At 67.4% G+C, this 21,909-nt stretch carries 24 protein-coding genes; 12 read left to right on the top strand and 12 right to left on the bottom strand.

Features of this window, described 5'->3' with window-relative positions; all coding sequences use genetic code 11:
- Positions 1 to 6: 6 nt before the first annotated feature.
- From GJG85_RS26520 to gstA, 3 genes are all read right to left on the bottom strand, one after another.
- Positions 7 to 1,299 carry a TolC family protein gene (locus tag GJG85_RS26520; protein ID WP_204384002.1) on the bottom strand — a complete coding sequence of 431 codons (1,293 nt, stop codon included), beginning with the start codon at positions 1,297 to 1,299 and terminating at the stop codon, positions 7 to 9.
- Positions 1,300 to 1,390: 91 nt separating this feature from the next.
- Positions 1,391 to 1,777 (bottom strand): hypothetical protein, encoded by a 387-nt coding sequence (locus GJG85_RS26515; RefSeq protein ID WP_089488968.1) that lies wholly within the window; start codon positions 1,775 to 1,777, stop codon positions 1,391 to 1,393.
- A 60-nt stretch (positions 1,778 to 1,837) separates the two neighbouring features.
- Positions 1,838 to 2,470, bottom strand: a complete 633-nt coding sequence (gene gstA / locus GJG85_RS26510; protein ID WP_050017665.1) for a glutathione transferase GstA — start codon at positions 2,468 to 2,470, stop codon at positions 1,838 to 1,840.
- Between the two features lie 136 nt (positions 2,471 to 2,606).
- Between gstA and GJG85_RS26505 the strand changes: the two genes are divergently transcribed.
- The 5 genes from GJG85_RS26505 to GJG85_RS26485 all read left to right on the top strand — a co-directional run bounded on the left by GJG85_RS26505 (position 2,607) and on the right by GJG85_RS26485 (position 6,785).
- Positions 2,607 to 2,987, top strand: coding sequence for a helix-turn-helix domain-containing protein (locus GJG85_RS26505; RefSeq protein ID WP_050017663.1), 381 nt, complete (start codon positions 2,607 to 2,609; stop codon positions 2,985 to 2,987).
- Between the two features lie 22 nt (positions 2,988 to 3,009).
- Positions 3,010 to 3,378: a hypothetical protein gene (locus GJG85_RS26500; protein ID WP_050017662.1), complete on the top strand. Its 369-nt coding sequence runs from the start codon at positions 3,010 to 3,012 to the stop codon at positions 3,376 to 3,378.
- A gap of 213 nt (positions 3,379 to 3,591) precedes the next feature.
- Entirely contained in the window at positions 3,592 to 4,995 is a 1,404-nt protein-coding gene (locus GJG85_RS26495; protein WP_050017661.1) for an MFS transporter, read from the top strand.
- A gap of 179 nt (positions 4,996 to 5,174) precedes the next feature.
- Positions 5,175 to 6,059, top strand: a complete 885-nt coding sequence (locus tag GJG85_RS26490) for a helix-turn-helix transcriptional regulator (RefSeq protein ID WP_089489697.1) — start codon at positions 5,175 to 5,177, stop codon at positions 6,057 to 6,059.
- A 135-nt stretch (positions 6,060 to 6,194) separates the two neighbouring features.
- Complete coding sequence (locus tag GJG85_RS26485; RefSeq protein ID WP_089488967.1) at positions 6,195 to 6,785, top strand: GNAT family N-acetyltransferase; 591 nt, start codon at positions 6,195 to 6,197, stop codon at positions 6,783 to 6,785.
- Positions 6,786 to 6,826: 41 nt separating this feature from the next.
- On the opposite strand, the gene tam is transcribed toward GJG85_RS26485, so the two are convergent.
- Positions 6,827 to 7,612, bottom strand: a complete 786-nt coding sequence (tam, locus tag GJG85_RS26480) for a trans-aconitate 2-methyltransferase (RefSeq protein WP_204384001.1) — start codon at positions 7,610 to 7,612, stop codon at positions 6,827 to 6,829.
- 137 nt (positions 7,613 to 7,749) lie between these two features.
- Here tam and GJG85_RS26475 point away from each other — a divergent pair, with 137 nt between their 5' ends.
- On the top strand, positions 7,750 to 8,640 hold the full coding sequence (locus GJG85_RS26475) for a LysR family transcriptional regulator (RefSeq protein WP_089488966.1): 891 nt from the start codon (positions 7,750 to 7,752) through the stop codon (positions 8,638 to 8,640).
- A 145-nt stretch (positions 8,641 to 8,785) separates the two neighbouring features.
- Entirely contained in the window at positions 8,786 to 10,069 is a 1,284-nt protein-coding gene (locus GJG85_RS26470) for a cystathionine gamma-synthase family protein (RefSeq protein WP_089488965.1), read from the top strand.
- A gap of 206 nt (positions 10,070 to 10,275) precedes the next feature.
- Here the strand turns inward: GJG85_RS26470 and GJG85_RS26465 are convergent, their stop codons facing one another.
- From GJG85_RS26465 to GJG85_RS26455, 3 genes are all read right to left on the bottom strand, one after another.
- On the bottom strand, positions 10,276 to 10,710 hold the full coding sequence (locus GJG85_RS26465; RefSeq protein ID WP_050017693.1) for a GNAT family N-acetyltransferase: 435 nt from the start codon (positions 10,708 to 10,710) through the stop codon (positions 10,276 to 10,278).
- 466 nt (positions 10,711 to 11,176) lie between these two features.
- Positions 11,177 to 11,380 (bottom strand): hypothetical protein, encoded by a 204-nt coding sequence (locus GJG85_RS26460; protein ID WP_050017655.1) that lies wholly within the window; start codon positions 11,378 to 11,380, stop codon positions 11,177 to 11,179.
- A 34-nt stretch (positions 11,381 to 11,414) separates the two neighbouring features.
- Positions 11,415 to 12,734 (bottom strand): DUF3422 domain-containing protein, encoded by a 1,320-nt coding sequence (locus GJG85_RS26455; protein WP_124631812.1) that lies wholly within the window; start codon positions 12,732 to 12,734, stop codon positions 11,415 to 11,417.
- Positions 12,735 to 12,894: 160 nt separating this feature from the next.
- On the opposite strand from GJG85_RS26455, the gene GJG85_RS26450 reads away from it, so the two are divergent.
- Positions 12,895 to 13,770, top strand: a complete 876-nt coding sequence (locus GJG85_RS26450; protein ID WP_027782171.1) for a LysR family transcriptional regulator — start codon at positions 12,895 to 12,897, stop codon at positions 13,768 to 13,770.
- Between the two features lie 27 nt (positions 13,771 to 13,797).
- Here the strand turns inward: GJG85_RS26450 and GJG85_RS26445 are convergent, their stop codons facing one another.
- Together GJG85_RS26445 and GJG85_RS35315 are read right to left on the bottom strand one after the other, a co-directional pair.
- The gene (locus tag GJG85_RS26445; protein WP_050017653.1) at positions 13,798 to 14,349 is read right to left on the bottom strand and encodes a hypothetical protein; all 552 of its coding nucleotides are present in this window, start codon (positions 14,347 to 14,349) and stop codon (positions 13,798 to 13,800) included.
- Between the two features lie 128 nt (positions 14,350 to 14,477).
- Positions 14,478 to 14,828 (bottom strand): hypothetical protein, encoded by a 351-nt coding sequence (locus GJG85_RS35315; RefSeq protein ID WP_050017652.1) that lies wholly within the window; start codon positions 14,826 to 14,828, stop codon positions 14,478 to 14,480.
- Between the two features lie 241 nt (positions 14,829 to 15,069).
- On the opposite strand from GJG85_RS35315, the gene GJG85_RS26435 reads away from it, so the two are divergent.
- The 4 genes from GJG85_RS26435 (at position 15,070) to GJG85_RS26420 (ending at position 18,325) form a co-directional block, all read left to right on the top strand.
- Positions 15,070 to 15,795: a hypothetical protein gene (locus GJG85_RS26435; RefSeq protein WP_204384000.1), complete on the top strand. Its 726-nt coding sequence runs from the start codon at positions 15,070 to 15,072 to the stop codon at positions 15,793 to 15,795.
- Positions 15,792 to 16,145, top strand: a complete 354-nt coding sequence (locus GJG85_RS26430; RefSeq protein WP_124554315.1) for a hypothetical protein — start codon at positions 15,792 to 15,794, stop codon at positions 16,143 to 16,145. Before GJG85_RS26435 ends, GJG85_RS26430 begins: the two co-directional genes overlap by 4 nt.
- Before the next feature lie 237 nt (positions 16,146 to 16,382).
- On the top strand, positions 16,383 to 17,189 hold the full coding sequence (gene blaOXA / locus GJG85_RS26425; RefSeq protein ID WP_124631813.1) for an OXA-1043 family class D beta-lactamase: 807 nt from the start codon (positions 16,383 to 16,385) through the stop codon (positions 17,187 to 17,189).
- Positions 17,186 to 18,325, top strand: coding sequence for an acyltransferase (locus GJG85_RS26420; RefSeq protein WP_124631814.1), 1,140 nt, complete (start codon positions 17,186 to 17,188; stop codon positions 18,323 to 18,325). Before blaOXA ends, GJG85_RS26420 begins: the two co-directional genes overlap by 4 nt.
- A 40-nt stretch (positions 18,326 to 18,365) precedes the next feature.
- Here GJG85_RS26420 and GJG85_RS26415 read toward each other — a convergent pair whose 3' ends face one another.
- The 3 genes from GJG85_RS26415 to GJG85_RS26405 all read right to left on the bottom strand — a co-directional run bounded on the left by GJG85_RS26415 (position 18,366) and on the right by GJG85_RS26405 (position 21,836).
- A complete protein-coding gene (locus tag GJG85_RS26415) occupies positions 18,366 to 18,953 on the bottom strand; it encodes a methyltransferase domain-containing protein (protein WP_050017647.1) in 588 nt (195 codons plus the stop codon).
- 423 nt (positions 18,954 to 19,376) lie between these two features.
- The gene (poxB, locus tag GJG85_RS26410; protein ID WP_204383999.1) at positions 19,377 to 21,098 is read right to left on the bottom strand and encodes a ubiquinone-dependent pyruvate dehydrogenase; all 1,722 of its coding nucleotides are present in this window, start codon (positions 21,096 to 21,098) and stop codon (positions 19,377 to 19,379) included.
- Between the two features lie 210 nt (positions 21,099 to 21,308).
- Entirely contained in the window at positions 21,309 to 21,836 is a 528-nt protein-coding gene (locus GJG85_RS26405; RefSeq protein ID WP_050017644.1) for an Lrp/AsnC family transcriptional regulator, read from the bottom strand.
- Between the last annotated feature and the right edge of the window lie 73 nt (positions 21,837 to 21,909).

The following is a 21,909-nucleotide window of genomic DNA, read 5'->3' as shown; positions in this document are numbered from 1 at the left end:
TCTCCTTCACTGCGCGGCGGCCGTCGCCGACGGCACGACCTGATATTCGAGTTGCGCCCAGGTCTGCGAGACCTCGCGCCTGAGATCGAGCACCTGCAACTGCGCGTCGAGTTGTGCACGCCGCGCGGCGAACGTGTCGGCGAGCGACCCCGTGCCGGCGCGGTATGCCGCCGCCGCGAGCTGCACGCGCTGATCGGCGGCCGGTAGCAACGCGTCGCCGAGATGCGCGATGCGCGCGCGACCGCTCGCGAGCGTCGCGGACTGCGTGCGGATATCGGCCTGCACCTGGCGCAGCGTGTCCTCGTACGTCAGGCGCGCCTTCGTCGCGAGCGCGGCTTTCTCGGCCACGTCGCGGTTCTGGCGATTCTTGCGATCGAGCGGCAGCGGGATCGTCACGCCGATGGACACCATGTTCGAATACGCGCCGCCGCGCTGCTGGTACGCGACTTCCCACGTCCAGTTCGGGCTGCGCTCGCTGTTCGCGACGGCCGTATCGGCCTCGGCGACGGCGATATCGTCCGCGGCCGTGATGAGCGCCGGCTGCGACAGCCGCAATTCATCGGGCGGCAACGACGACACGAACGACACCGGTGCGGGCGGCGTGCCCGCGACATCGTCGACGGGCACGGCGGTCCAGCGCGACAACGCAATGAGCGCGGTCTGGTAGACCTGCTGCGCCTTCAGCAGTTGATCCTGCGTCTGCGCGAGCATGGCCCGCGCCTGGACGACATCGGCCGCGCTCGCCTTCGCGCCGCGATACGACGCCTGCGTCGCGTCGAGTTCATGGTTCATGTGACCGAGCAGCGCCTGCTGAAGCGCGAGCGCCTGCTTCGCATAGATGGCATCGAGCCACGCCGTCGCGGTCTGCCGGCGTACGGCCGCCAGTTGCACGAGATAGCCGGCGCGCTCGCGGCCGACCTGTTCGTCGGCGAGCGCGGTACGCAGCCGCCGCTTGTCTCCGGACACCCATTCCTGCTCGATGCCGATGCGGCGCATCGTCATGAAATCCTGGCCGACGGTGAAGCGCTGCCCGCCGTTGATTGGCAGGTTGTCGATGCCGGCCTTGAGCATCGGGTCCGGCAACTGGCCGGCCTTGACGGCCGCTTCGGAACGCGCGAGCACGGAAGCCTGCGCGGCCTGCATCGACGCGGAACGATCGGTGGCGGACTGCAGCGCGGCGTCCAGCGTCAGCGGCGACTGCTGCGCGTGAACGGCGCCCGCCATCAGCAGCGCGGCCCACGGTACGGGCGCGCGCCGACATGCACGCGGCATGCGCGGCGTGCGGCAAGCGAATGACATGGTGTAACCCCAAATCGGAACCCAAAGGGATTCCCCGTCCTGCGCACAGGACGAACCTCACCGCGTGCGCGGCGAACCGGTCAAATCGGGATCAGCTGAAGCGTGGGGGGCGCCACAACCCGCTCGGGTCGCGCGCCGGGACGGACTGCGTGTAGTGGAAGACGATCGTGCTGGCGAATGCGGCGGGACGGCTGACGTCGGCGCGGGCTGCCGGGTGGTAGAGACTGCCGAACTGGCATTGGGCCGTCACCTTGCAGGCCGTGCCCTTGGCTTTGGCCTTCGCGTGATCGGCGGATGACGGCTGCATCGAATCGCAGCCGCGCATGTCGGCGGACATGGCCATCTTCATGCCGGTGTCCGCCTCCATCGACATCGTCTGCTGCATCGGACATTCGCCGGTCAGGCCGCTGGCTGCCAGCCCAGTGATGGGCAGCACCGCGCACAGCAGCAGCAGGATGAAGGTCCGAAGCAGTTTCATGGCGGCGATTATAGCGCGGGCTGTTGCGGCATGGCGCTGCGTCGCCACGGCCGTCGCGCGTCATCGCAGCAGGTTGTCCGCCGCCAGCACGGCCTGCACCGCCGGCCGCGCGCGCACCCGCTCGTACCACGCACGCAGATGCGCATGCCGGCTCAGGTCGATTTCCGCGTTGTACACCGAGCGCATCCAGTCGGCCTTGCCCCAGCCGGTCAGCGCGAACAGGTACGCATCGGCGACGGTGAACGTGTCGCCGGTGACGAACGTCCTGCCGTCGAGCTGGCGGTCGATCCACGCGAAGCGGCCATCGAGCTTCTGCCGCACGGGCTCGACGTACTTCCCCGCCTGCACCGCATACAACAGCGGGATGAAGCCCTTGTGGATCTCGGTGCCGAGAAAGTTCAGCCATTCCATCAGCCGGTAGCGCGCGAGTGTGCCGTAAGCGGGCGCAAGCGCGGCTTCCGGGCGCTGGTCCGCGAGATACTGGGCGATCACCGGCCCTTCGCGCAGCATCGTGCCGTCGTCGAGTTCGAGCAGCGGCACGTAGCCGAGTTCGGTCACGTCGTAGTAATCGCGGCCGCCATCGACGACATGCTTGCGCGCGTCGACCTTGACGATCTCCGCGTCGAATCCGCCTTCGCGCAGTACGATGCAGATCGCCTGCGAACAGCTGCCGGGAGCGTGATAGAGCTTCATGCGTGTCCTTCGTGGGTTGTCCAGGTATCGATTCGCCGCGACGCGGGCGCTAATATCTCGCATCGGCGCAGCGCTGAGAAGACGGCAGTCGTTTGTGCCGTAGTCACAAAAAATTTACCGACCAGGAACCAGCTCGATGAAAACGAGTGCGACAGGATGTTCCGTTGAAGAAGCGATGCGCCTGCTCGGCGGCCGCTGGCGGCTGCTGCTGGTGTCGTATCTGCTCGACGGGCCGCGCCGCTTCAGCGACCTGCGGCGCGACATGCCGGGCATCTCGCAGCGCATGCTGACGCTCGACCTGCGCGCGCTGGAAGACGCGGGGCTCGTGCGACGCACCGTCTATCCGGAAGTGCCGGTGCGCGTCGAGTACGATCTCACCGCCGACGGCGACCGGCTGCGGCCGGTGGTCGACGTGATGCGCGAATTCGGGCTGTGGCTGAAGGCGCGCGATGTGCTGGCCGATGCGATACCCGACACCGCGGCTGCACCCGAAACGACGATGCACGCTCACAAATAACCCTTCAGCAGGAACCACGTTCATGGAACTTCACGCTACCGTCGGCGCGGCCACGTCCGACCTCGACGACGACGAAAGCTTCGCCAACATCTACTGTCACGATGCGGAACAGGACTATTGCTTCGCGCTGTCGCGCTTTCCGGACGACACGCTGATCGAAGTGATGGTGCGCGACCAGCTCAACGTACGCGTCAAGGATCTGTCGGTGCGGCTGACCGACGATACGATCGACGTCGAGATCGAGCCCGGCGTCGCCGCGCGTCTCGACGGCCAGACGCGTTACGTGATCCATCTCGCGCCCGGTCTATACGATCCGGTCACGCTGCGCGCCGCGCTGAAGGAGATCTTCGTCGGCAAGAACGGCTATCGTGACGACAGCACGCACGGCTGACCGACCGTCCGCTCGTTGTCCTTCGCCACGACGCTACCCCCGGACCGCCTGCACTCATTCCCACATACTGAACGCCCAACTTCCCATTAATAGGGATGCCTGTCCAGATGTTGACGCACGCCGCGCCACGGCTCTAACGTTCGCCCCAACGCCATTCGATCCGGCTGCCTCGTTCGCGAGCGCCGGCCGGCGCATAGAACACAGGAGACGACCGTGGCCCAATCCACGTCACGCACCCATGCCCACCCGCCGGAGCGGCCATCCGCGCATGTCGGCGCCTCGTCCGAATCCCTATCCGCCGCCCGCGCGACTGCAGCCGCGGCCACAGCCCCGGCCACGCCGCCGAGCCGCAAACGGCTGCTGATCCTCGCGCTGCTGTTCGTCACGGTCGTGATCAACTATCTCGACCGCAGCAATCTGTCGATCGCGGCGCCCGAGCTGTTCAAGGAACTGCACATCGATCCGGTCCGCGCGGGCCTCGTGTTCTCCGCGTTCGGCTGGACCTATGCGCTGATGCAGATTCCGGGCGGCTGGCTCGTCGACAAGGTGTCGCCGCGCGTGCTGTATGCGGGGGCGCTCGCGCTGTGGTCGGCCGCGACGCTGCTGCTCGGTTTCGCCGGTTCGTTCGTCGGGCTGATCGTGCTGCGTCTCGCGGTCGGCGCGCTGGAAGCGCCGGCCTACCCGATCAACAACCGCGTGGTGACGACGTGGTTTCCGACCCGCGAACGCGCGAGCGCGATCGGCGGCTATACGTCGGGCCAGTTCGTCGGCCTCGCGTTCCTCACGCCGGTGCTCGCGTGGCTGCAGGCGCATCTCGGCTGGCAGATGGTGTTCGTCGCGACCGGCCTCGCCGGGATCGCATGGGCCGCGATCTGGTATGCGGTGTATCGCGAGCCGCGCGCGTTGCGCGGCGTCAATGCGGCCGAAATCGCGCTGATCCGCGACGGCGGCGGCCTCGTCGATCTCGAGGACCGCATCGCGGCGCGCACCGAACGCGCACCGTCGACGTGGCGCGACCTCGGCGTCGTGCTCGGCCGGCGCAAGCTGTGGGGCATCTACCTCGGCCAGTTCGCGCTGAACTCGACGCTGTGGTTCTTCCTCACGTGGTTCCCGACCTACCTCGTCAAGTATCGCGGGATGGACTTCATCAAGTCGGGCTTCCTCGCGTCGCTGCCGTTCCTCGCCGCGTTCGTCGGCGTACTCAGCTCGGGCGTGCTGTCGGACCGGCTGATGCGGCGCGGCGCCTCGCAAGGCTTCGCGCGCAAGCTGCCGATCATCTCGGGGCTGCTGATCTCGACCTGCATCGTCGGCGCGAACTACGTGAGCTCCACCGGCTGGGTGATCGCGTTCATGACGATCGCGTTCTTCGGCAACGGCTTCGCGTCGATCACGTGGTCGCTCGTGTCGGGGCTCGCGCCCGCGCGGCTCATCGGCCTCACGGGCGGCGTGTTCAACCTGATCGGCAACCTGTCCGCGATCGCAACGCCGATCGTGATCGGGCTGCTGGTCGACGGCGCGGACTTCTCGCGCGCGATCACGTACATCGCCGCGATGGCGCTCGCGGGCAGTCTGTCGTACGGGCTGCTCGTCGGCAAGGTGGAGCGTATCGACGCGTAGGCGCACGCGGAAACGGCGAAGGCCAGTGACTCGTTTACACTTCCCCGGTATGCCCGCTTCGGGGTGACACGCGACGTTCTACGGAGCGAACGGATGGCCCTTCCCATGGTCGCCCAACACCTTCTTTTTTCGTATCAATGGAACGCGCGTCACGGGCGGAACAGGCCCTTCGGAACCGCATGCTGCTCAACGTGAACTCCATCCATCGCGACGACGATTGCCTCAACGTGTCGTTCAAGGCATTGGGCGACCTGATCGAGACGGTCGGCACGCCGCACTTCGTGCCGCGCCTCACGCAACTGCTGAACGACATCGTGCCGCTCGACGTCGCGCACGTCGAACGCTCGCGCGTCGACGGCACGATGCCCACCGGCTACCGTTGCGAATGGATCGGCAGCAGCGGCATCGGCGCCGCGTCCACCGAAATCTCCGACGTGATGACGCTCTACTACGAGCGCTTTCTCGACAGCGACCCGCTGTTCGCGGGGCTGCGCGGCAAGACCGGCACGATGCTCGTCGTGCGCGACATCGCGGCGATCCCGCCCGGCGAATTCCGCCAGCGGCTGTTCGACGACGTGCATATCGGGCATGAATGCGTGCTCGCACGCGGCACCCGCTATTCGCAGCATTCGATCGCGCTGGAGCGCGGCCGCGACCGGCCGCCTTTCACGCTCGCCGAGATGAACCGCTTCCGCAGCATCAGCGACATGCTGTTTCCGCTGCTCGAACTGCATGCGTCGACCACCGCCGCGCGGCGCATCGCGCACGCGACGCCCGACGTCCATCCGCTCGCGCAATTCGATGCGCGGCTCGCGGCCGACGGCGTGAAGCTGTCGAAACGCGAATACGAAACCTGCAAGCATCTGCTCTCCGGCAAGACCGTGCCGGAAACCGCCGACATTCTCGGCGTGCGCGTCGCGTCGGCCGAGTCGTACGTGAAGCGCGCATTCGCGAAGCTCGGCGTACGCACGAAGCGCGAACTCGCCGCGTGGAGTTCGGCCACCGCCGTGCTCCCCGCCGCCGGATCGCACAACGGTGGCGCACCGCCGGCCATCCCGCGCTGACCCGAGCCGCTGCGTCGGCGTCCCGGCGCAATGAACGAAGCAACGACAAGGACGCGATGCGGCGCGTATTCATCGCACCGACGATTGCATCACGGATACCATCACGCCATCCCGGCGAAGACAGGACACCGACCTATGGATCAAGCCGAACACATCAGCATCGAACCGGCGATCGCGCTTGCCGCCGACGAACTGGACGGCTGTGATTTCTCGTTCGACATCGCATGGGAATTGAACCCGCCGTATCAGGACTTGCTCGATCTTCGCGCACTGCCGGCGCGGCGCAAGGACTACGGCTTCGATCCGGCCGGCTGGGCGAGCGAAGCGTCGGGCCGAACGGCGCTCTTTCGCGCGACGGCCGGCGAACGGCTCGCCGGGTTCGTCGCGATCGAGGAAAGCTGGAACGGCATGGCCGAGATCGCGGAACTGGCCGTCGACCGCCACTGCCGGCGCCAGGGCATCGGGCAGCTCCTGCTCGCGGCCGCGCAAGCGTGGGCGCGCAGCTACGGGTTCGGCTTCATGCGGCTCGAAACGCAGGCGAACAACGTCGCCGCGTGCTCGACGTATGCGCGCGCGGGCTTCGCGCTCGGCGGCCACGATCGCTTCCTGTACGCCGGTGGCGAGCATGCCGGGGAAGTCGCACTGTTCTGGTACAAGGACCTGCGCGACGGGCAGATCGCGCGAAGCCGCACGGTCGACCCGGCATCGGTGCAGCCGGTGCGCTGACGCACCGCGATCCGTCGCGTCAATGCTGGGGCATTGCCGCGTTACTTGCGCGTCGCCACGATGAACAGGCGCGGAAACGGCAGCAGCACCGTGCCGTCGTCCTGTACCGGATAACCGTTCGGCCCGGCGAGCGCGTCGCGATAGCGTGCGACGAACGCGCGCCGTTCCGACGCGTCGAGCGCCGCGAGAAACGGCCGCAGCGCGCTGCCCTTGAACCATTCGACGACCGCCTCCGCGCCGCCGCGCAGCGGGTGGTAATAGATCGTGCGCCACACGTCCACACGCGAACACAGCGGCGCGAGTAGCGCATGGTAATAGCGCGCATCGAACCGCTCGGTGCGCGCCGCGCCTTTCAGCTTGTCGGCCCACGGCCCGGCCGCGGCGACTTCGCGCAGCAGCCGGTGCGCGGGTTCGTCGAGATTGTCGGGCATCTGCACCGCGAGATGGCCGCCCGGCGCGAGCCGGCCGACGAGCATCGGGAACAGCGTGTCGTGCGCAGGTACCCATTGCAGCACCGCATTCGACAGGATCAGGTCATAGCCGCCCGGATCGTCCCAGGCGGCGACATCGGCAAGGTCGAAACGCAGCGCCGGCAGGCGCTTGCGCGCGGCCGCGATCATGTCCGCCGACGCGTCGATCCCATGGATCGTCGCGTCCGGTGCGCGCGCGATCAGCGCTTCCGTCGAATTGCCGGGCCCGCAACCGATATCGATCGCGGTGTGGATCGGCGTGTTCGGCACGGCAGCCAGCAGGTCGCGCACCGGCCGCGTGCGTTCGTCCTCGAACTGCACGTACTGGTTCGCATATTGATCGAGGGGGGGCGTCACGATGAATCTCCTTGTCGACAGGGGAGCGGCGGCGCATCCGCGCACGAGATGCAACGGGCCGTCGATGCAGCGCATTCTGCGACGGCCGGCGACCTTCAGTAAAATGAATTTAATATCGTGATTGATTCAAAATTCTGATGAAGATCGATACGCTCGGTGTCCAGGCTTTCGTCGCGATCGCCGACGGCGGCAGCTTCCGGCAGGCAGCCGATACGCTGCACGTCACGCAAACGGCGATCACGCAGCGGCTGCGCAAGCTCGAAGCGTATCTCGGCGTCGCGCTGGTCGAACGCACGACGCGCCGCACCACGCTGACCGAGATCGGCCGACGTTTCCTGCCGCAGGCGCGCCGGCTGCTGAACGAACTGTCGGACGCGCTGACCGAAATCCGCGAGACGGGCCTGAGCCAGCGCGGCGACGTCACGATCGCGTGCGTGCCAACGGTCGGCGTGCAGTACCTGCCGCGTATCCTGCGCGCGTTCTCCGGGCGCCGGCCGCACGATCGCGTGAAGATTCTCGATCACGCGTCGGCGTCGGTGCTGCAGGCCGTGCTGCGGCGCGAGGCGGAATTCGGCATCAGCATCGCCGGCGACCAGCACCCGGAACTCGTCAGCGTGCCGCTCACGCACGATCCTTACGTACTTGTGTGCCGCGACGATCACCCGCTCGCGAAGCGGCGGCGCATCCGCTGGGCGGCGCTGCAGCCGCATCCGCTGATCTTCGCCGGCGAAGTGAGCGGCAATCGCGGGCTGCTCGAGGGCGCGCTGAAGACGAGCGGCGTGTCGCTGCATTCGTTCTACGAGGTGCAGCGCAGTTCGACGGCGCTCGGGCTCGTCGCGGAAGGGCTCGGCGCGGCCGTCGTGCCGAAGCTTGCGATCCAGAAGAACGCGTATCCGATGATCCGCACGATCGAGCTCGTCGAGCCGTCGGTGTCGCGCACGCTCGTGCTTGTCACGCGCAGGAATGCGCAACTGTCGCCCGCGGCGCGTGCGCTCTACGACATGATCGTCGGGCGGGCCGCACCCTGACGATAGTGTCAGGGGTGCGTCACGAAGCAGCGCCTTCGGGGTAGTATCGCCACACGCGGTCGCGACAAACGGTGCCTACCCGGCGCCGCACGCGTCATGCCACCGCTGCAACGGCCGTTCCTCACCACCCCGCACGGAGCACTGCATGGCCTATCGCAACTACCACAAGCGCAAGATTGCAGACCGGGAACTCCATCCCGAAACCCAGATGATGTCGTACGGCTACGATCCTTTCCTGTCGGAAGGGTCGGTGAAGCCGCCCGTGTTCCTCACGTCGACGTTCGCGTTCCGCACCGCAGAGGACGGCGCCGAATTCTTCGACGTCGTGGCCGGGCGCAAGCCTTTGCCCGAAGGTGAAAGCGCGGGCCTCGTCTACAGCCGGTTCAATCACCCGAACCTCGAGATCGTCGAGGATCGCCTCGCGCTGCTCGACGATTCCGAAGCCGCCGTCGTGACGTCGAGCGGCATGTCCGCGATCGCCGCGATCCTGCTGACCTTCCTGCGGCCGGGCGACTGCGTCGTCCAGTCCGTGCCGCTATACGGCGGCACCGAAACGCTGATCTCGAAGTTCCTGCCCGAGTGGGGCATTCGCTCCGAGGTGATCGCCGACGGGCTGTCCACCCGGGCGATCGGCGCCGCGCTCGAAGCCGCCGTGCAGAAGGGGCACGTGCGGATGTGCTACATCGAGACGCCTGCCAACCCGACCAACGCGCTGTTCGACCTCGAAGGGCTGCGCAGCGAGATCGATGCGTTCGAGGCACGCCACGGCTATCGCCCGCTGTCGGTCTGCGACAACACGCTGCTCGGGCCGCTGTACCAGAAGCCGTCGCGCCAGGGCATCGACCTGAGCGTGTACTCGCTGACGAAATACATCGGCGGGCATAGCGACCTCGTCGCCGGCGGCGTCACCGGCACCCGTGCCCTGATCACGAAGATCCGCGCGTTCCGCAGCACGCTCGGCTCGCAGCTCGACCCGCATTCGTCGTGGATGATCACGCGCTCGATGGAAACGCTCGTGCTGCGCATGCAGCAGGCCGCGCGCAGCGGCAGCGCCGTCGCGCGCTGGCTCGCCGACAATCCGCATCGGCCGGTGCGCGTGCTGCACCCCGAGCTCATCGACGATCCGGCCTACCAGGCCGTCTACCAGCGTCAGTGCAGCGGGCCCGGCTCGACGTTCGCGTTCATCCTCGACGGCGGCCGCGAGCAGGCATTCAGGTTCATCAACCACCTGACGCTCTTCAAGTCCGCGGTCAGTCTCGGCGGCACGGAGTCGCTGATCTGCCATCCGGCGTCGACGACGCATTCGGGCGTGCCGGCCGAGGCGCGCGCAGCGGCGGGCGTGTCGGAAGGGTTGATTCGCGTGTCGGTCGGGCTCGAACATCCGGACGACCTGATCGCCGACCTGTCGTACGCGCTGGAGCATTGCTGATACGCGTGGCATGCGCCCCGTGCGGGTTCGTACGAGGCCGGTCCCCGCCGGCGCGGGGCGGGCATTCAGCGATGCCCGCCCCGCGCCCGATGCCGACGCCCGATGCCGACGCCCGATGCCGACGCCCGATGCCGACGCCCGATGCCGACGCCCGGATGCCGACTTTCGCGCTGCGCGAGCGTGCTTGCCGCGCAACGCGAACCGCTTCAAAGCAATTTGACCATGAACACGCGCGCCGCGCCTTCCGGCTCGCACGGCACTTCGCCGAACGTCTCGTAACCGTGCTTTCGATAGAAATCGGGCGCCTGGAACGAGATCGTGTACAGCACCGCACGCGCGCAACCGCGCCGCTTCGCTTCCACTTCGGCCTCGCGCAGCAATCGGCTGCCGAAGCCGCCGCCGCGCAGCGATTCGGGCAGATAGAACAGATCGATAAAGAACAGGCCGAGCGACGTGCGGCCGGTGAGACCGCCCAATACGTCGCCGGTCGCGGGGTCGGTCACGTAAACGTCGAGCGCCGCCGTATCGGCGCGCCCCGTCATCGCGTGGTTGAATTCGCCGAGCTTGCGGCTGATGAAGTCTCGGGCGGCCGGTTGCTCGGTGTCGGTCAATTGAAGGGTAACGTCGGGATGGGCTGTCATCGAGGCGAACACGTGCATGAAAGGACCACCGGGCGTGGGGCATCTGCGACCGGCGTCGCACGACTATAGCGCGTCGTCATGCTCCGTGGCGACGCGTGATGGTCGCTCGATATCGCGGGGCGTCATGCGTTCGCGCCGCTGCGAACGTCGCCTTCAAGTCGGCCATCCGGCACCGCTCGTGCGCAATCATCATCCGGTTCACGACGATCACGCCGATCGTCACGGCCGTGCTGTTGCAGCGCAAGGGCGCGTATCGGAGTGCGACCGCGCGTGCGTTCGTCGAACTGGCGCTCGCACAGGGGCGGAAAGATCGAAGAGGGAAGGCAGCGCTCGTGCGACGCGCAAAAGGCGTCCGGCTGAATGCAGTCACACGGAACGGAAGACAAGGCCGTTCCGCTCGGACGTCCGGCGTTTCGCTCGAATGACACGCCGGCGTTATGTCGAAACGATGCGAACGAAACGCGCGTCAGTTGTACCCGAGAATCGCCACCGCCGCGACCTCCGGCCGATCGAGCGTATTCCCGACGAGCGACGTCATCGGTTCCTGCAGCACGGCCTGATACGACGTCACGCGCGCCGCTTCCGGCACACCGGCATCGTTCGGCACCGGCTCGTCGAACACGGCATCGAAACCGCTGTAAAACCCCGCTTGATTCCGCGAAAAAGTCATCTCCACTCCTTTGCCTTGATATGTCGTTGATGTTCTAGCCAGCCTGCTTCAACGCCGCCGCAGGCACCGGCGCGCCGTCATGCGCCGCCTCGGACCGCGCAAGCTGCGCACGCGTGCGCCGCGTGATGTGGATCACCGCGAACACGACCGGCGCGATCAGCAGCCCTTCCGCCAGTTCCGGGTCGACCGGCAGGTTCATTACGTGCAATGCCTTGAACGCCGCCGTCGCGAGCGACAGCACGTAGTACGAAATAGCGGCCACCGACAGCCCTTCGACCGCGTGCTGCAAATGAAGCTGGTTGCGCGCGGTGCGCTCCATGCCGGCCAAGAGCCGCGTGACGTCCTTTTCCTGCGCGAGATTCACGCGGGTGCGCAACAGGTCGACCGCGCGTGCGATCCGCGCGGCGATCTGTTCATGGCGCGCCCATACGCTGCGGCACGTTTCCATCGCCGGCGCGAAGCGCCGCTCCATGAATTCGGCGATCGTCGGCATCCCTTCGATACGCTCCTCGCGCAACTCGTGGATGCGCGCCAGCACGAGCTTTTCATACGCGCGCGACGCGCTGAAGCGCGCGCCCGATCCCGACAACGATTCGACCCGCACCGCGAGATGCGTGAGCTTGACGAGCAGCGCCGTGTCGTCGCCATCGGCGCCGCTCGCGTCCATCCGCTGCATCAATGCATGCAGCGCCGCATGGATCTCGTCGAGCTCGCGGCTCATCCTGCGCGCGACGGGCAACGCCAGCAGCGCCATCATCCGGTAGGTTTCGATTTCGTACAGGCGCTGCAACAGCCGGCCGCCCTGCTCCTCGCGGAAATCGTCGTCGACCACCAGAAAACGCATGAAGCCGTCGTCGCGCACGTGCCAGTCGCAGAACACCTTGCCGCCGCCGAGCACGTTGCTGCCGACGAGCGCGGGCCCGTCGATCCAGCGGCGCAGGTCGCCGCACACGCGCCGCGCGGCGTCGCCGGACAGCAGTTCCATCCGCACCGCGACGAACCGGATACCGGCGAGCCGCGCGAACCACGCAGCCGGAATGCCGTCGATCGCGAGATCGTCGAAATAACCGGTGTCGCGACGCGGCGCGACGAACGTGAAGGTCGAGAATTCGGTGTGGCGCTCCCACTTCAGGTGCCAGCCGCACGGCGACTGCACCGCGTAGTGCGTCGCGCCTTCGTGCGGCGCGTCGATGCCGGTCTCGCGGCACAGCGCGTGCAGCAGCGTTTCGTGGATGTCGGGCTGACCGTCCGCGTAGATCGCGTAATGCGTGAGCGACACGGCTTCGGCGAGCCGCAGGAACGGCCGGGCATGCAATTCCGCGGCCAGTGCGGCGCGCAACGGATGGTCCATCATCGATTCACCACGCTTTCCTGTTCAGTCCCGCCCGCCGGATCGTCCGGCCCGATCGCCGCGCCCCCTCGGGCGAAACGCCAGCGTGATCGCACTATGGCAGACACACAGCAACAATAAAAACGCATAATGCTGATCGTTACGTTCAGTTTTCCTGATACCCATGAAGATGCTCGATCACGACGTGCTGGCCACCGTCGTCGCCGTCGCGGAAACCGGCAACATGACCCGCGCGGCCGAGGCCGTGAACCGCTCGCAGTCGGCCGTGAGCATGCAGATCAAGAGCCTGGAAGACGCGATCGGCCGGCCGCTGTTCGTGCGCAAGCCGCGCAGCATCGTGCTGACGCGCGAGGGCGAGGTGTTGCTGGGGTTCGCCAGGCGAATGCTGGCGCTGCGTGACGAGGCATGGGCGGCCGTGGTGCGGCCGGAAGTGACCGGCAAGGTCGTGATCGGCGTGCCGGACGACTATGCGTCGTCGCTGCTGCCGTCGGTGCTGAAGAAATTCTCCGCGACCTACCCGAAGGTCGAGATCCAGGTGATGGGGCTGCCGAGCAGCGCGCTCGCGCCGCTGATCAAGGAGGGCACCGTCGATCTCGTCTGCGGGACGCGCATCAAGGGGCTCACCGGCGACTTCATCCGCCACGAGCCGATGGCGTGGGCCGCGATGACGAACGGGCCGCGCGTCTGGGAGGAGCGGCCGCTGCCGATCGCGGTGTTCATGCCGGGCAGCGTCGCGCGCGAGAACGCGATCCGCAGCCTCGAACGCGCGAAAGTGCCGTACCGGACGTCGTATGAAAGCCCGAGCCTGCTCGGGCTGCTCAGCATGGTCGAGGCCGGCCTCGCGGTCGCGCCGCTCGCCCGCTGCGCGATCCCCGCGCAACTGTCGATGCTCGGCCGCTCGCACGGTCTGCCCGACCTGCCGCCGCTCGAGCTGATTCTCGCGCGCAGCACGAAGTCGAAACGGCCGCCGTGCGACTTCCTCGCCGAACAGTTGATGGAAGACCTGCAGCGGCAGACCGGGCAGACCGGCGACGCGTGAGCCCGTCGGCGGCCGCTCGCCACGAGGTCACCCATGCCCGGCCGCGCGCAACGCCGCATTGACGATGCCGGCGACCGTATCGACGAGCGCTTCCAGCGTGTCGCCGTGCACGTACCGCCCGGCCGGCGGAACGTGCTCGCTGCGCCGGCCGCCCCACTGCGAGCCTGACGTGACCGACAGCGTCGCGCTGAACCGCTGGCCGTGCCGTCGGCCGAAGACGCCGATGCGCCGCTCGGCGACGTAAGCCTGTTCGGGAAGAAACAATCGGATCTCGACCGCCGCTTGATCGGGGTCGGCCGCGCACGCGTCCGCATCGAACGCCGGCGCGAATGCCTTGACGATGCGGAACGTCACGTGGGAATCCCACGCGGCAAGCGGCCCGCCGGCCGCATCGACGCGTTCGGCGTCGACCGACCACTGATGGCGATCGGGCACGCGAATCGCTTGGCGCAGCAGCACGTCCGCCGCGCGAACCGTCACCATCAACTGCCGGGCAAGCTGCCTGCCCGACGGCAACGCCGCGGTATGCGCGCGACGGGCAGCCGGGCGCGCAATACGCACTTCTTCCGTAAGGTACATAGGCCCTCCCTGTTCAGGGGTAGCGCCGCGTTCGACGCAGCGCACAAACGTCCGCCGTCGCCAGCCGGCGGACAGCACGGCGGCGGGCGAGTCGGCGGCGGATTAGCCGAGCAATCGCCGTTCCCGATTCAACGGACGGCGGGCCGGACGCATAGTCGACGCGCGACCGGCCCGATCACCGCGTCGACTTGCTGCGCGATCAGCGTGTGCAGCGCGAAATCCAGGTCTTCCGGCGCGATGTCGAACTGCACGTGGATCACGTTGCGCACGGCGCGGGCGCTGACGACGTACACGCCGAGCGGGGAATGCAGCAACGCGGCAAGCCGGGCGTGCGCGGCGTCGACGGAGTCGGCCGTCAGCGTGACGGGCAGTTGCACGCGCGGGCGCGGCGGCGGGGACGGCACGACGTTGGCGGGCGCGCCGGCGCGCAACCGGCGGCCGGTGACATCGAACGTGGGAAAGGGATGAATGAACGTCATGGCGCGGACGGAGGCCGTCTCGGCTGTTCGACACATGCCCAGCTTAGAAGAGGCCGTATCAACGCCGTGCAAAAAAACGGGTCGGTCGTGCAAAAAACGGCATGCATGTGCAGGGATCGCGCCCCGCACGTCGCGCTTGCGCCGTCGGGCAATCCCTTCGACGCCGATCAGCCGTTTGGTGGACTCGGCCCGCCGGATTCGCGGCGATATGCTGGGTGCTTTCCACTCGTCGCCTGCAGCCATGATCGTCCAGCGTGTCGATCTCAGTCGCGTCCTGCCATACGAGATGCCGTACTTCGACGATCGGCTCACGGTCGATCGCAACGATCTGGATATCGCCGCGCGCCTCGGCCTGGACGGCGACGTGCCGGACGAACTGCCGGTTTCGCTGTGCGGCACACCTGCCGGGTCGGATATTCAGGTGTATCTCGATAGCACGAATCGACTGACATTCTCCGTCACCCATCCGGGACTGATCCGATCGGAGAACCGCGTATCCGTGCTTCAAACCCACGACGCGTCCCTACCCGAACTCGGGGCCGTCGATCTCGCCGATAACGCTGTCGTCGGGCTCGGTGCGGCGATGCCGTGGCGGATCGTCAGGGCGTGCGATAGGTTGAAAATCGCGCGGATCACCGCATTCGCAATAGGCGGCCGTAAAGCGCCACCCGAGCCCGGTGGGCGTCGGCTGTGCGGGTATTACGCGTGGCCACGATTGGGTTTCGATGCGCCCATTCCCGGCCCGCATGGCGACGAGGCCGCATTGTTCCAGTATTTTCAGGGCTATCCGGTCGGGCTGGCCGACGGATCGCTTCGGTCTCCGCGTGCGCTTTACGCGACGCGCTCCGGGCGAGACTTCTGGCGCGCGGCCGGATCGCATCGCGTGATGACGTTCAACGTTGTGCCTGATGGCGCGTCCGTCCTGGCGCTGCAACGATACTTGATCGAAAAAGGGATATACGGATGACTCAGAAACACCGTTCAATCGCCGGATTCCGGATCACGAAGCCCACGGCCGGACGCCGTCGCGCGCCGAACGCCAATCGTCCCATTCGCTTCTCGCAGTTCAAGCCACTCATTGCCGGGCTCGTCACGCACGAACGTCGTGATGGACACACGCATGCTTCAAATACGGCTACCGTCGCGCGCGATACCCTGCCGGTTCTCCACTCGCCTGCGCCACCGCAACGAAAAGTCTTCGACGTGGGGCCGATCGACCGATCGAAGAGCACGCTGAGCGTCATCTCGGTAGCCGACGCGGAAGCACGTTGTCGCCGGGAAACGCTCCTGCACTTCGGGTTGGAGCCGGACCAGTAACGCGTCGCAACCACGGGCAGCCCCTGACCGCAGCCGCGGTAACGGCGAAGGCCGCACGCGTGCCCCGTCAACCATGACAGGTCAGCAGCCGGCGATCCGCCGATACACTGTGGCCCATCCCGACGGCTGCAATAGACCTCATCTCCGATGCCGGCCGTCGCTTCGATTGCGCACGGGCCTTCCTCCCGCTTCCCGCCCATCCCGCACACCTTCCGCATGCTTTCCAAGGAGCTGCACTTGAAACACTGGCGCGACACGCTGTTCGTCTTCGCCGGCCTGCTGGCCGCCGCGTCCTCTCACGCCCATCCCGTCTGCACCGTCGTCGCCGACGCGACCACCGGCAAGATGCTCGTGCAGCACGGCGACTGCACGACTCGCGTGACGCCGGCATCGACGTTCAAGGTCGCCATCAGCCTGATGGGCTTCGACGCCGGCGTGCTGAAGGACGCGCACACGCCCACGCTCGACTTCCACGCCGGCTACCCGGACTGGGGCGGCGCGCCGTGGCGCGAACCGACCGACCCGGCGCGCTGGATGAAGCTGTCGATCTTCTGGTATTCGGAGCAGGTCGCGCAGGCGCTCGGGCAAGGACGCTTCCAGCAGTACACGAGCGCATTCGGCTACGGCAACGCCGACGTCACCAGCCAGCAGGGCGAACTCCCCGGCGTGATGGGCGCATGGGTCAATTCGTCGCTACGGATCTCGCCGCTCGAACAGGTCGCGTTCATGCGCAAGATCGCGCAGCGGACGCTGCCCGTCAGCGCACACGCATACGACATGACCGAGCGCATCACGCTGATCGACGCGCAACCGGGCGGCTGGACCGTGCACGGCAAGACCGGCACCGGCTCGCCGGGCTCCAGGTACGATGCTGCGCACGCGTACGGCTGGTTCGTCGGCTGGGCGACGAAAGGGCCGCGCACGCTGGTGTTCGCGAACCTGATCCAGGACGACGAGCGGCAAACGCCGAATGCGGGCCTGCGCTCGCGCGACACGTTCCTCGCGGCGCTGCCGACGCTCGCCGAACCGGCCCGGCCACAATGAGCGCCGGTCCCCGCAATGCCCGCATCGACCTGCTGCGCGGCGTGTCGATCCTGCTCGTCCTGCTGCATCACTTCAACATCGCGTATCCGTTGCGCGACACCGCGCTCGCGCGCGTGCTCGGCTGGGACGCGGTCCATGCAATCGTGCGCAACGGCAACTACGGCGTGACGATGTTCTTCGCGATCTCGGGCTACTTGATCGCGTCCAATGCGCGCCGCCGCTGGGGCAGCCTCGGTGCGCTCGACGTGCGTGCGTTCTACGTGTCGCGCATTGCGCGGATCGTCCCGTGCCTGCTTCTGCTGCTCGCGCTCGTCGACGGCCTCGCGGCGGCCGGCGTGCCGATCTTCACGAACCATGCGCCGCAGGGCATCGCCGTGTCGTACTGGCTCGTGAACCTGGCGTCGCTCACGTTCTGGATGAACGTGTTGATCGGCGCATACGGATGGGTCAACTACGCGCTCGGCGTGTTGTGGTCGCTGTCGGTCGAAGAGGTGTTCTACCTGTCGTTTCCGCTGCTGTGCATCGCGCTGCGTCGCGACACGCGGCTGTTCGCGTTCTGGCTGCTGATTGCCGCGACCGGTCCCGTGTATCGCTACACGCATCCCGGCGACGAAGGCGGCTTCCTGTACGCGTACTTCGCGTGCTTCGACGGCATCGCGATCGGCTGCTGCACCGCGCTGCTCGCCGAACGCGCGCGCTGGCAGGGACTCGCGGCCGCGCCCGTGCAATGGCTCGCGGCAACGGCGATGACGGCGCTCTATCTCGCGTGGCCGATCGCCGAAAGCCACGTGCTCGGCGTATCCGCGATGGCGCTCGGCACGGCCGTGCTGCTGATCGGCGCGCATGCGAAACACACATCTGCTCACGGCCGCCTGCTCGCGCCGCTGCGCTGGAGCGGCCGGCTCAGCTACGAGCTGTATCTGTTCCATCTGATCGTGCTCGGCGCGCTGCGCACGTTCTGGCCGCCGTCTGCCACGCATGGCGACGACAAGCTCGCGCTGCTGGTCGCCTATCTGGCGCTGTCGGCAGCATTGAGTGCGGTCATCGCACGCGGCTATGCGACGCCGCTCGACCGCTTCATCAAGCGGGTTGCGTCGCGGCCCGCGGTGCACGTGACGGACAGCGCGCGCGTCTAGCGCCTGCGGGTGGCGGCGAGCAAAGCAGAAGCCGGCGCGGTCAGCCTGCGTATGCGGCGGCGCAACGCACGGTCACGATGCGCGCGGGCGGCAGGTTGGCCCAGACGATCCGGCTGTCGCACGCGACGAATGACGAATCGCCCAGCGGGTGACGGCCGGGCGGGCGCAGGTCGTAGGTGAATTGAATCATCACGCCGGCGGCCGACAGCACGCGATGACATTGACCGACGATCGCCGTCACGTCCTCGCGCGGCAGCGTGCGCAGCGGCAGGCACGACACGATCGCGTCGACCGTGGCGTCCGGCGGCAACAACCGTTCGAGCTGTCGCGCGTCGCCCGACACGATCGAGATACCGGGAAAGCGTCGCCGCAGATGCCGCACGAACGCCGGCGAGCGTTCGACCACGACGAGGCGTCGCGGCGCAACGCCGCGTTCGAGCAGCGCCGCGGTGATCGCGCCGGTGCCGCCGCCGAGTTCGACGACGAGCCCGTCGCCGTCCGGCACCGTGTCGGCCATCTCGCGCGCCAGATGCCGCGAACTCGGGCACAACGCGCCCACCGCAGCCGGCCGGCCGACCCACTCGCGCACGAACAGTGCCGAGACACGCCACGCGTTCGGCCACGTCATACGCGGGCCTCGAACGCTTGCGCGGTCAGCGGCGGCGGGCCGACGACTGCGCGGGACAGGGCTACGGCGATACGGGCAAGGTTCATGCGCATCCTCCTGGGGCGAATCGATCCGCCGCAGGACGCGCGACGGTCAATCGATTCTAGGAAACGCAAACTTAAGGTGACGTGAAGATTGACCCTGATTTGCCTGACTAATTCGTGCCGGATCGGCTGCAGCGCCGTCCGGGTCTCCGCGAAATCGTCGACTGTCAGCGCCCGGCGACACAAATGGGGTCGGGACTTCGGCCCGCGATGTCCCTCTCCCGCAAACCACTATCCGCCCGCCGCATGGAGGTTGGCAGCCCAAGCCGTGCGAGAGCCGGCGGCACGGCCCGGGCTGTGAACCGCGCGCCATGCTCGCCACACGGCGCGCGACCGACCTTCACCGCAAGTTGGTTCTCGCCAGTTCGACGATTTCGTCGCCGCGCCCGCTGAGGATCGCGCGCAGCATGAACAGACTGAAGCCCTTCGCATGCGCGAGCTCGATCTTCGGCGGCATCGCGAGTTCGTACTTCGACGTGACGACATCGACCACCGCCGGCCCGTCATGCTCGAACGCCGTGCGCAACGCTTGCTCGACGTTCTCCGAATGCTCGACGCGCACGCTGAAGATACCGGCGCCCTTCGCGATCGCCGCGAAATCGGTCGGGCTCAGGTCGACGTTCGTGTCGAGATAGCCGGCCGCCTTCAGCTCCATCGACACGAAGCCGAGCAGGCTGTTGTTGTACACGACGACCTTGATCGGCAGCTTGAGCTGGCGTGCGGTCAGCAGATCGCCGAGCAGCATCGACAGCCCGCCGTCGCCCGACAGCGACACCACCTGCCGCCCCGGATGCGCGCCCTGCGCGCCGAGCGCCTGCGGCATCGCATTCGCCATCGACCCGTGATTGAACGAGCCGTGCAGTTGCCGCTTGCCGTTCATCGTCAGGTAGCGCGCGGCCCACAGCGTCGGCGTGCCGACGTCGGCCGTGAAGATCGCGTCTTCCGCCGCGACTTCGTCGACGATCTTCGTCAGGTATTGCGGATGGATCGCGCGGCCCGGCGGCTCGGCCACCGCGAGATCGTCGAGCCCCTTGCGCGCGGCCGCGTAGTGCTTCAGCGCGTTCTCGAGGAAGCGCCGCTGGGTCTTGCGCGTCAAGCGCGGCAGCAGCGCCGCGATCGTTTCCTTCACGGTGCCGACGAGCCCGAGCGCGAGCGGCGCGCGATGGCCGAGCTGCGAGCCCTTCCAGTCGATCTGCACGACCTTCGCGTTCGACGGATAGAACGGCCGGTACGGGAAGTCCGTGCCGAGCATCAACAGCGTGTCGCACGATTCCATCGCGTGGTAGCCCGAGCTGAAGCCGATCAGCCCCGTCATCCCGACGTCGAACGGGTTGTCCCATTCGACGAACTGCTTGCCGCGCAGCGCGTGCACGACCGGCGCGCCGAGCGTGTCGGCCAGCGCGACCACCTCGTCGTGCGCGCCCTGCGTGCCGCTGCCGCACAGCAGCGTGACTGCGTCGGACGCGTTGAGCAGTGCCGCGAGCCGGTCGAGATCGGCATCGGCCGGCAGGATCGACGGCGGGGCCGATTCGCTCCACGCCGGCGGCTCTTCCGGGCCGTCGCCGAGCCCGATGTCGCCCGGCAGCACGATCACCGCGACGCCGCGCTCGTCGATCGCCGTGCGCATCGCCCGCGCGAGCACGCGCGGGAACTGCGACGCGTTGGTCACGAGCTCCGCGAAGTGGCTGCATTCGCGGAACAGCGCCTGCGGATGGGTTTCCTGGAAGTAGCCGAGACCGATCTCGGTCGACGGAATGTGCGCGGCGATCGCGAGCACCGGCTGGTGATTGCGGTGGCAGTCGTACAAGCCGTTGATCAGGTGCAGGTTGCCGGGGCCGCAGCTGCCCGCGCACACCGCGAGCCGCCCGGTCGACGCGGCGTCCGCGCCGGCCGCGAACGCGGCGCTTTCCTCGTGCCGCGTATGCATCCAGCGGATCGAGCCGATCTGGCTCAGGCTGAACGACAGGCCGTTCAGGCTGTCGCCCGTCACGCCCCAGATGCGCTCGACGCCCGCTGCCGCCAGCGTCTTCGCCAGGTATTCCGCCATCGTCTGTCTTGCCATGGTGCCCTCGCTCGTTGATGGGTCGTCACACGAATGAACCGACTCCGATGGCCTCCTGTGCCACGGAACGGACGAGCATACGCGATCGTTTCGCGAGGCGTCGTGAACGTGCAACGCACTTGCGCACGTTTCGTTCGATCCCTTTCGGCGGTGTCGGGCGACTGTCGCCGTTTCGTCGGCAAGCCGGCGGTTTCGCCCGCCGACGCACATTCAGCTCCAGTCGGACGCCGACTCGTCCGGATCGACCAGCGTCAGCCCCGCCGCCGGCAGCGGCAGCGCGGTCTTGTAGCGCACCTGCTTCAGCGCGAAGCTCGACCGGATGTTCGACACGCCGGGAATCGTCGTCAGCCGCTCGATGATGAAGCGCTCGAGCGTGCGCATGTCGGGCATCACGACACGCAGCAGGTAATCGGCGTCGCCCGACATCAGGTAGCACTCCATCACCTCGGGCCGCTGCGAGATCGCTTCCTCGAAGCGCTGCAGCGCATCCTCGACCTGCTTCTCGAGGCTGACCTGGATGAACACGTTGATCCGCAGCCCGAGCGGCTCCGGGTCGAGCAGCGTGACCTGCTGCCGGAACAGCCCGAGCTTCTCCAGCGCGCGCACGCGGTTGAAGCAGGGCGTGGCCGACAGGTTCACCGCGCGCGCGAGTTCCGCGTTCGTGATCCGCGCGTTCTGCTGAAGCTGGTTCAGGATGCCGATGTCGATGCGGTCGAGCCGCCGCGGGTTTGCGCTCATGGTCGAAATATTCCGGAAGAGTGGCCATAACCGGAATATTTACACTATCCGCACGAGAAATCCCAATGAAATC

The sequence above is a fragment of the Burkholderia sp. MS389 genome (assembly GCF_016899425.1).
GTDB classification, from domain to species: Bacteria; Pseudomonadota; Gammaproteobacteria; order Burkholderiales; family Burkholderiaceae; genus Burkholderia; species Burkholderia sola.
Note: the sequence above shows the minus strand (reverse complement) of the source record. Positions and strands in the feature narration are given on the sequence as shown.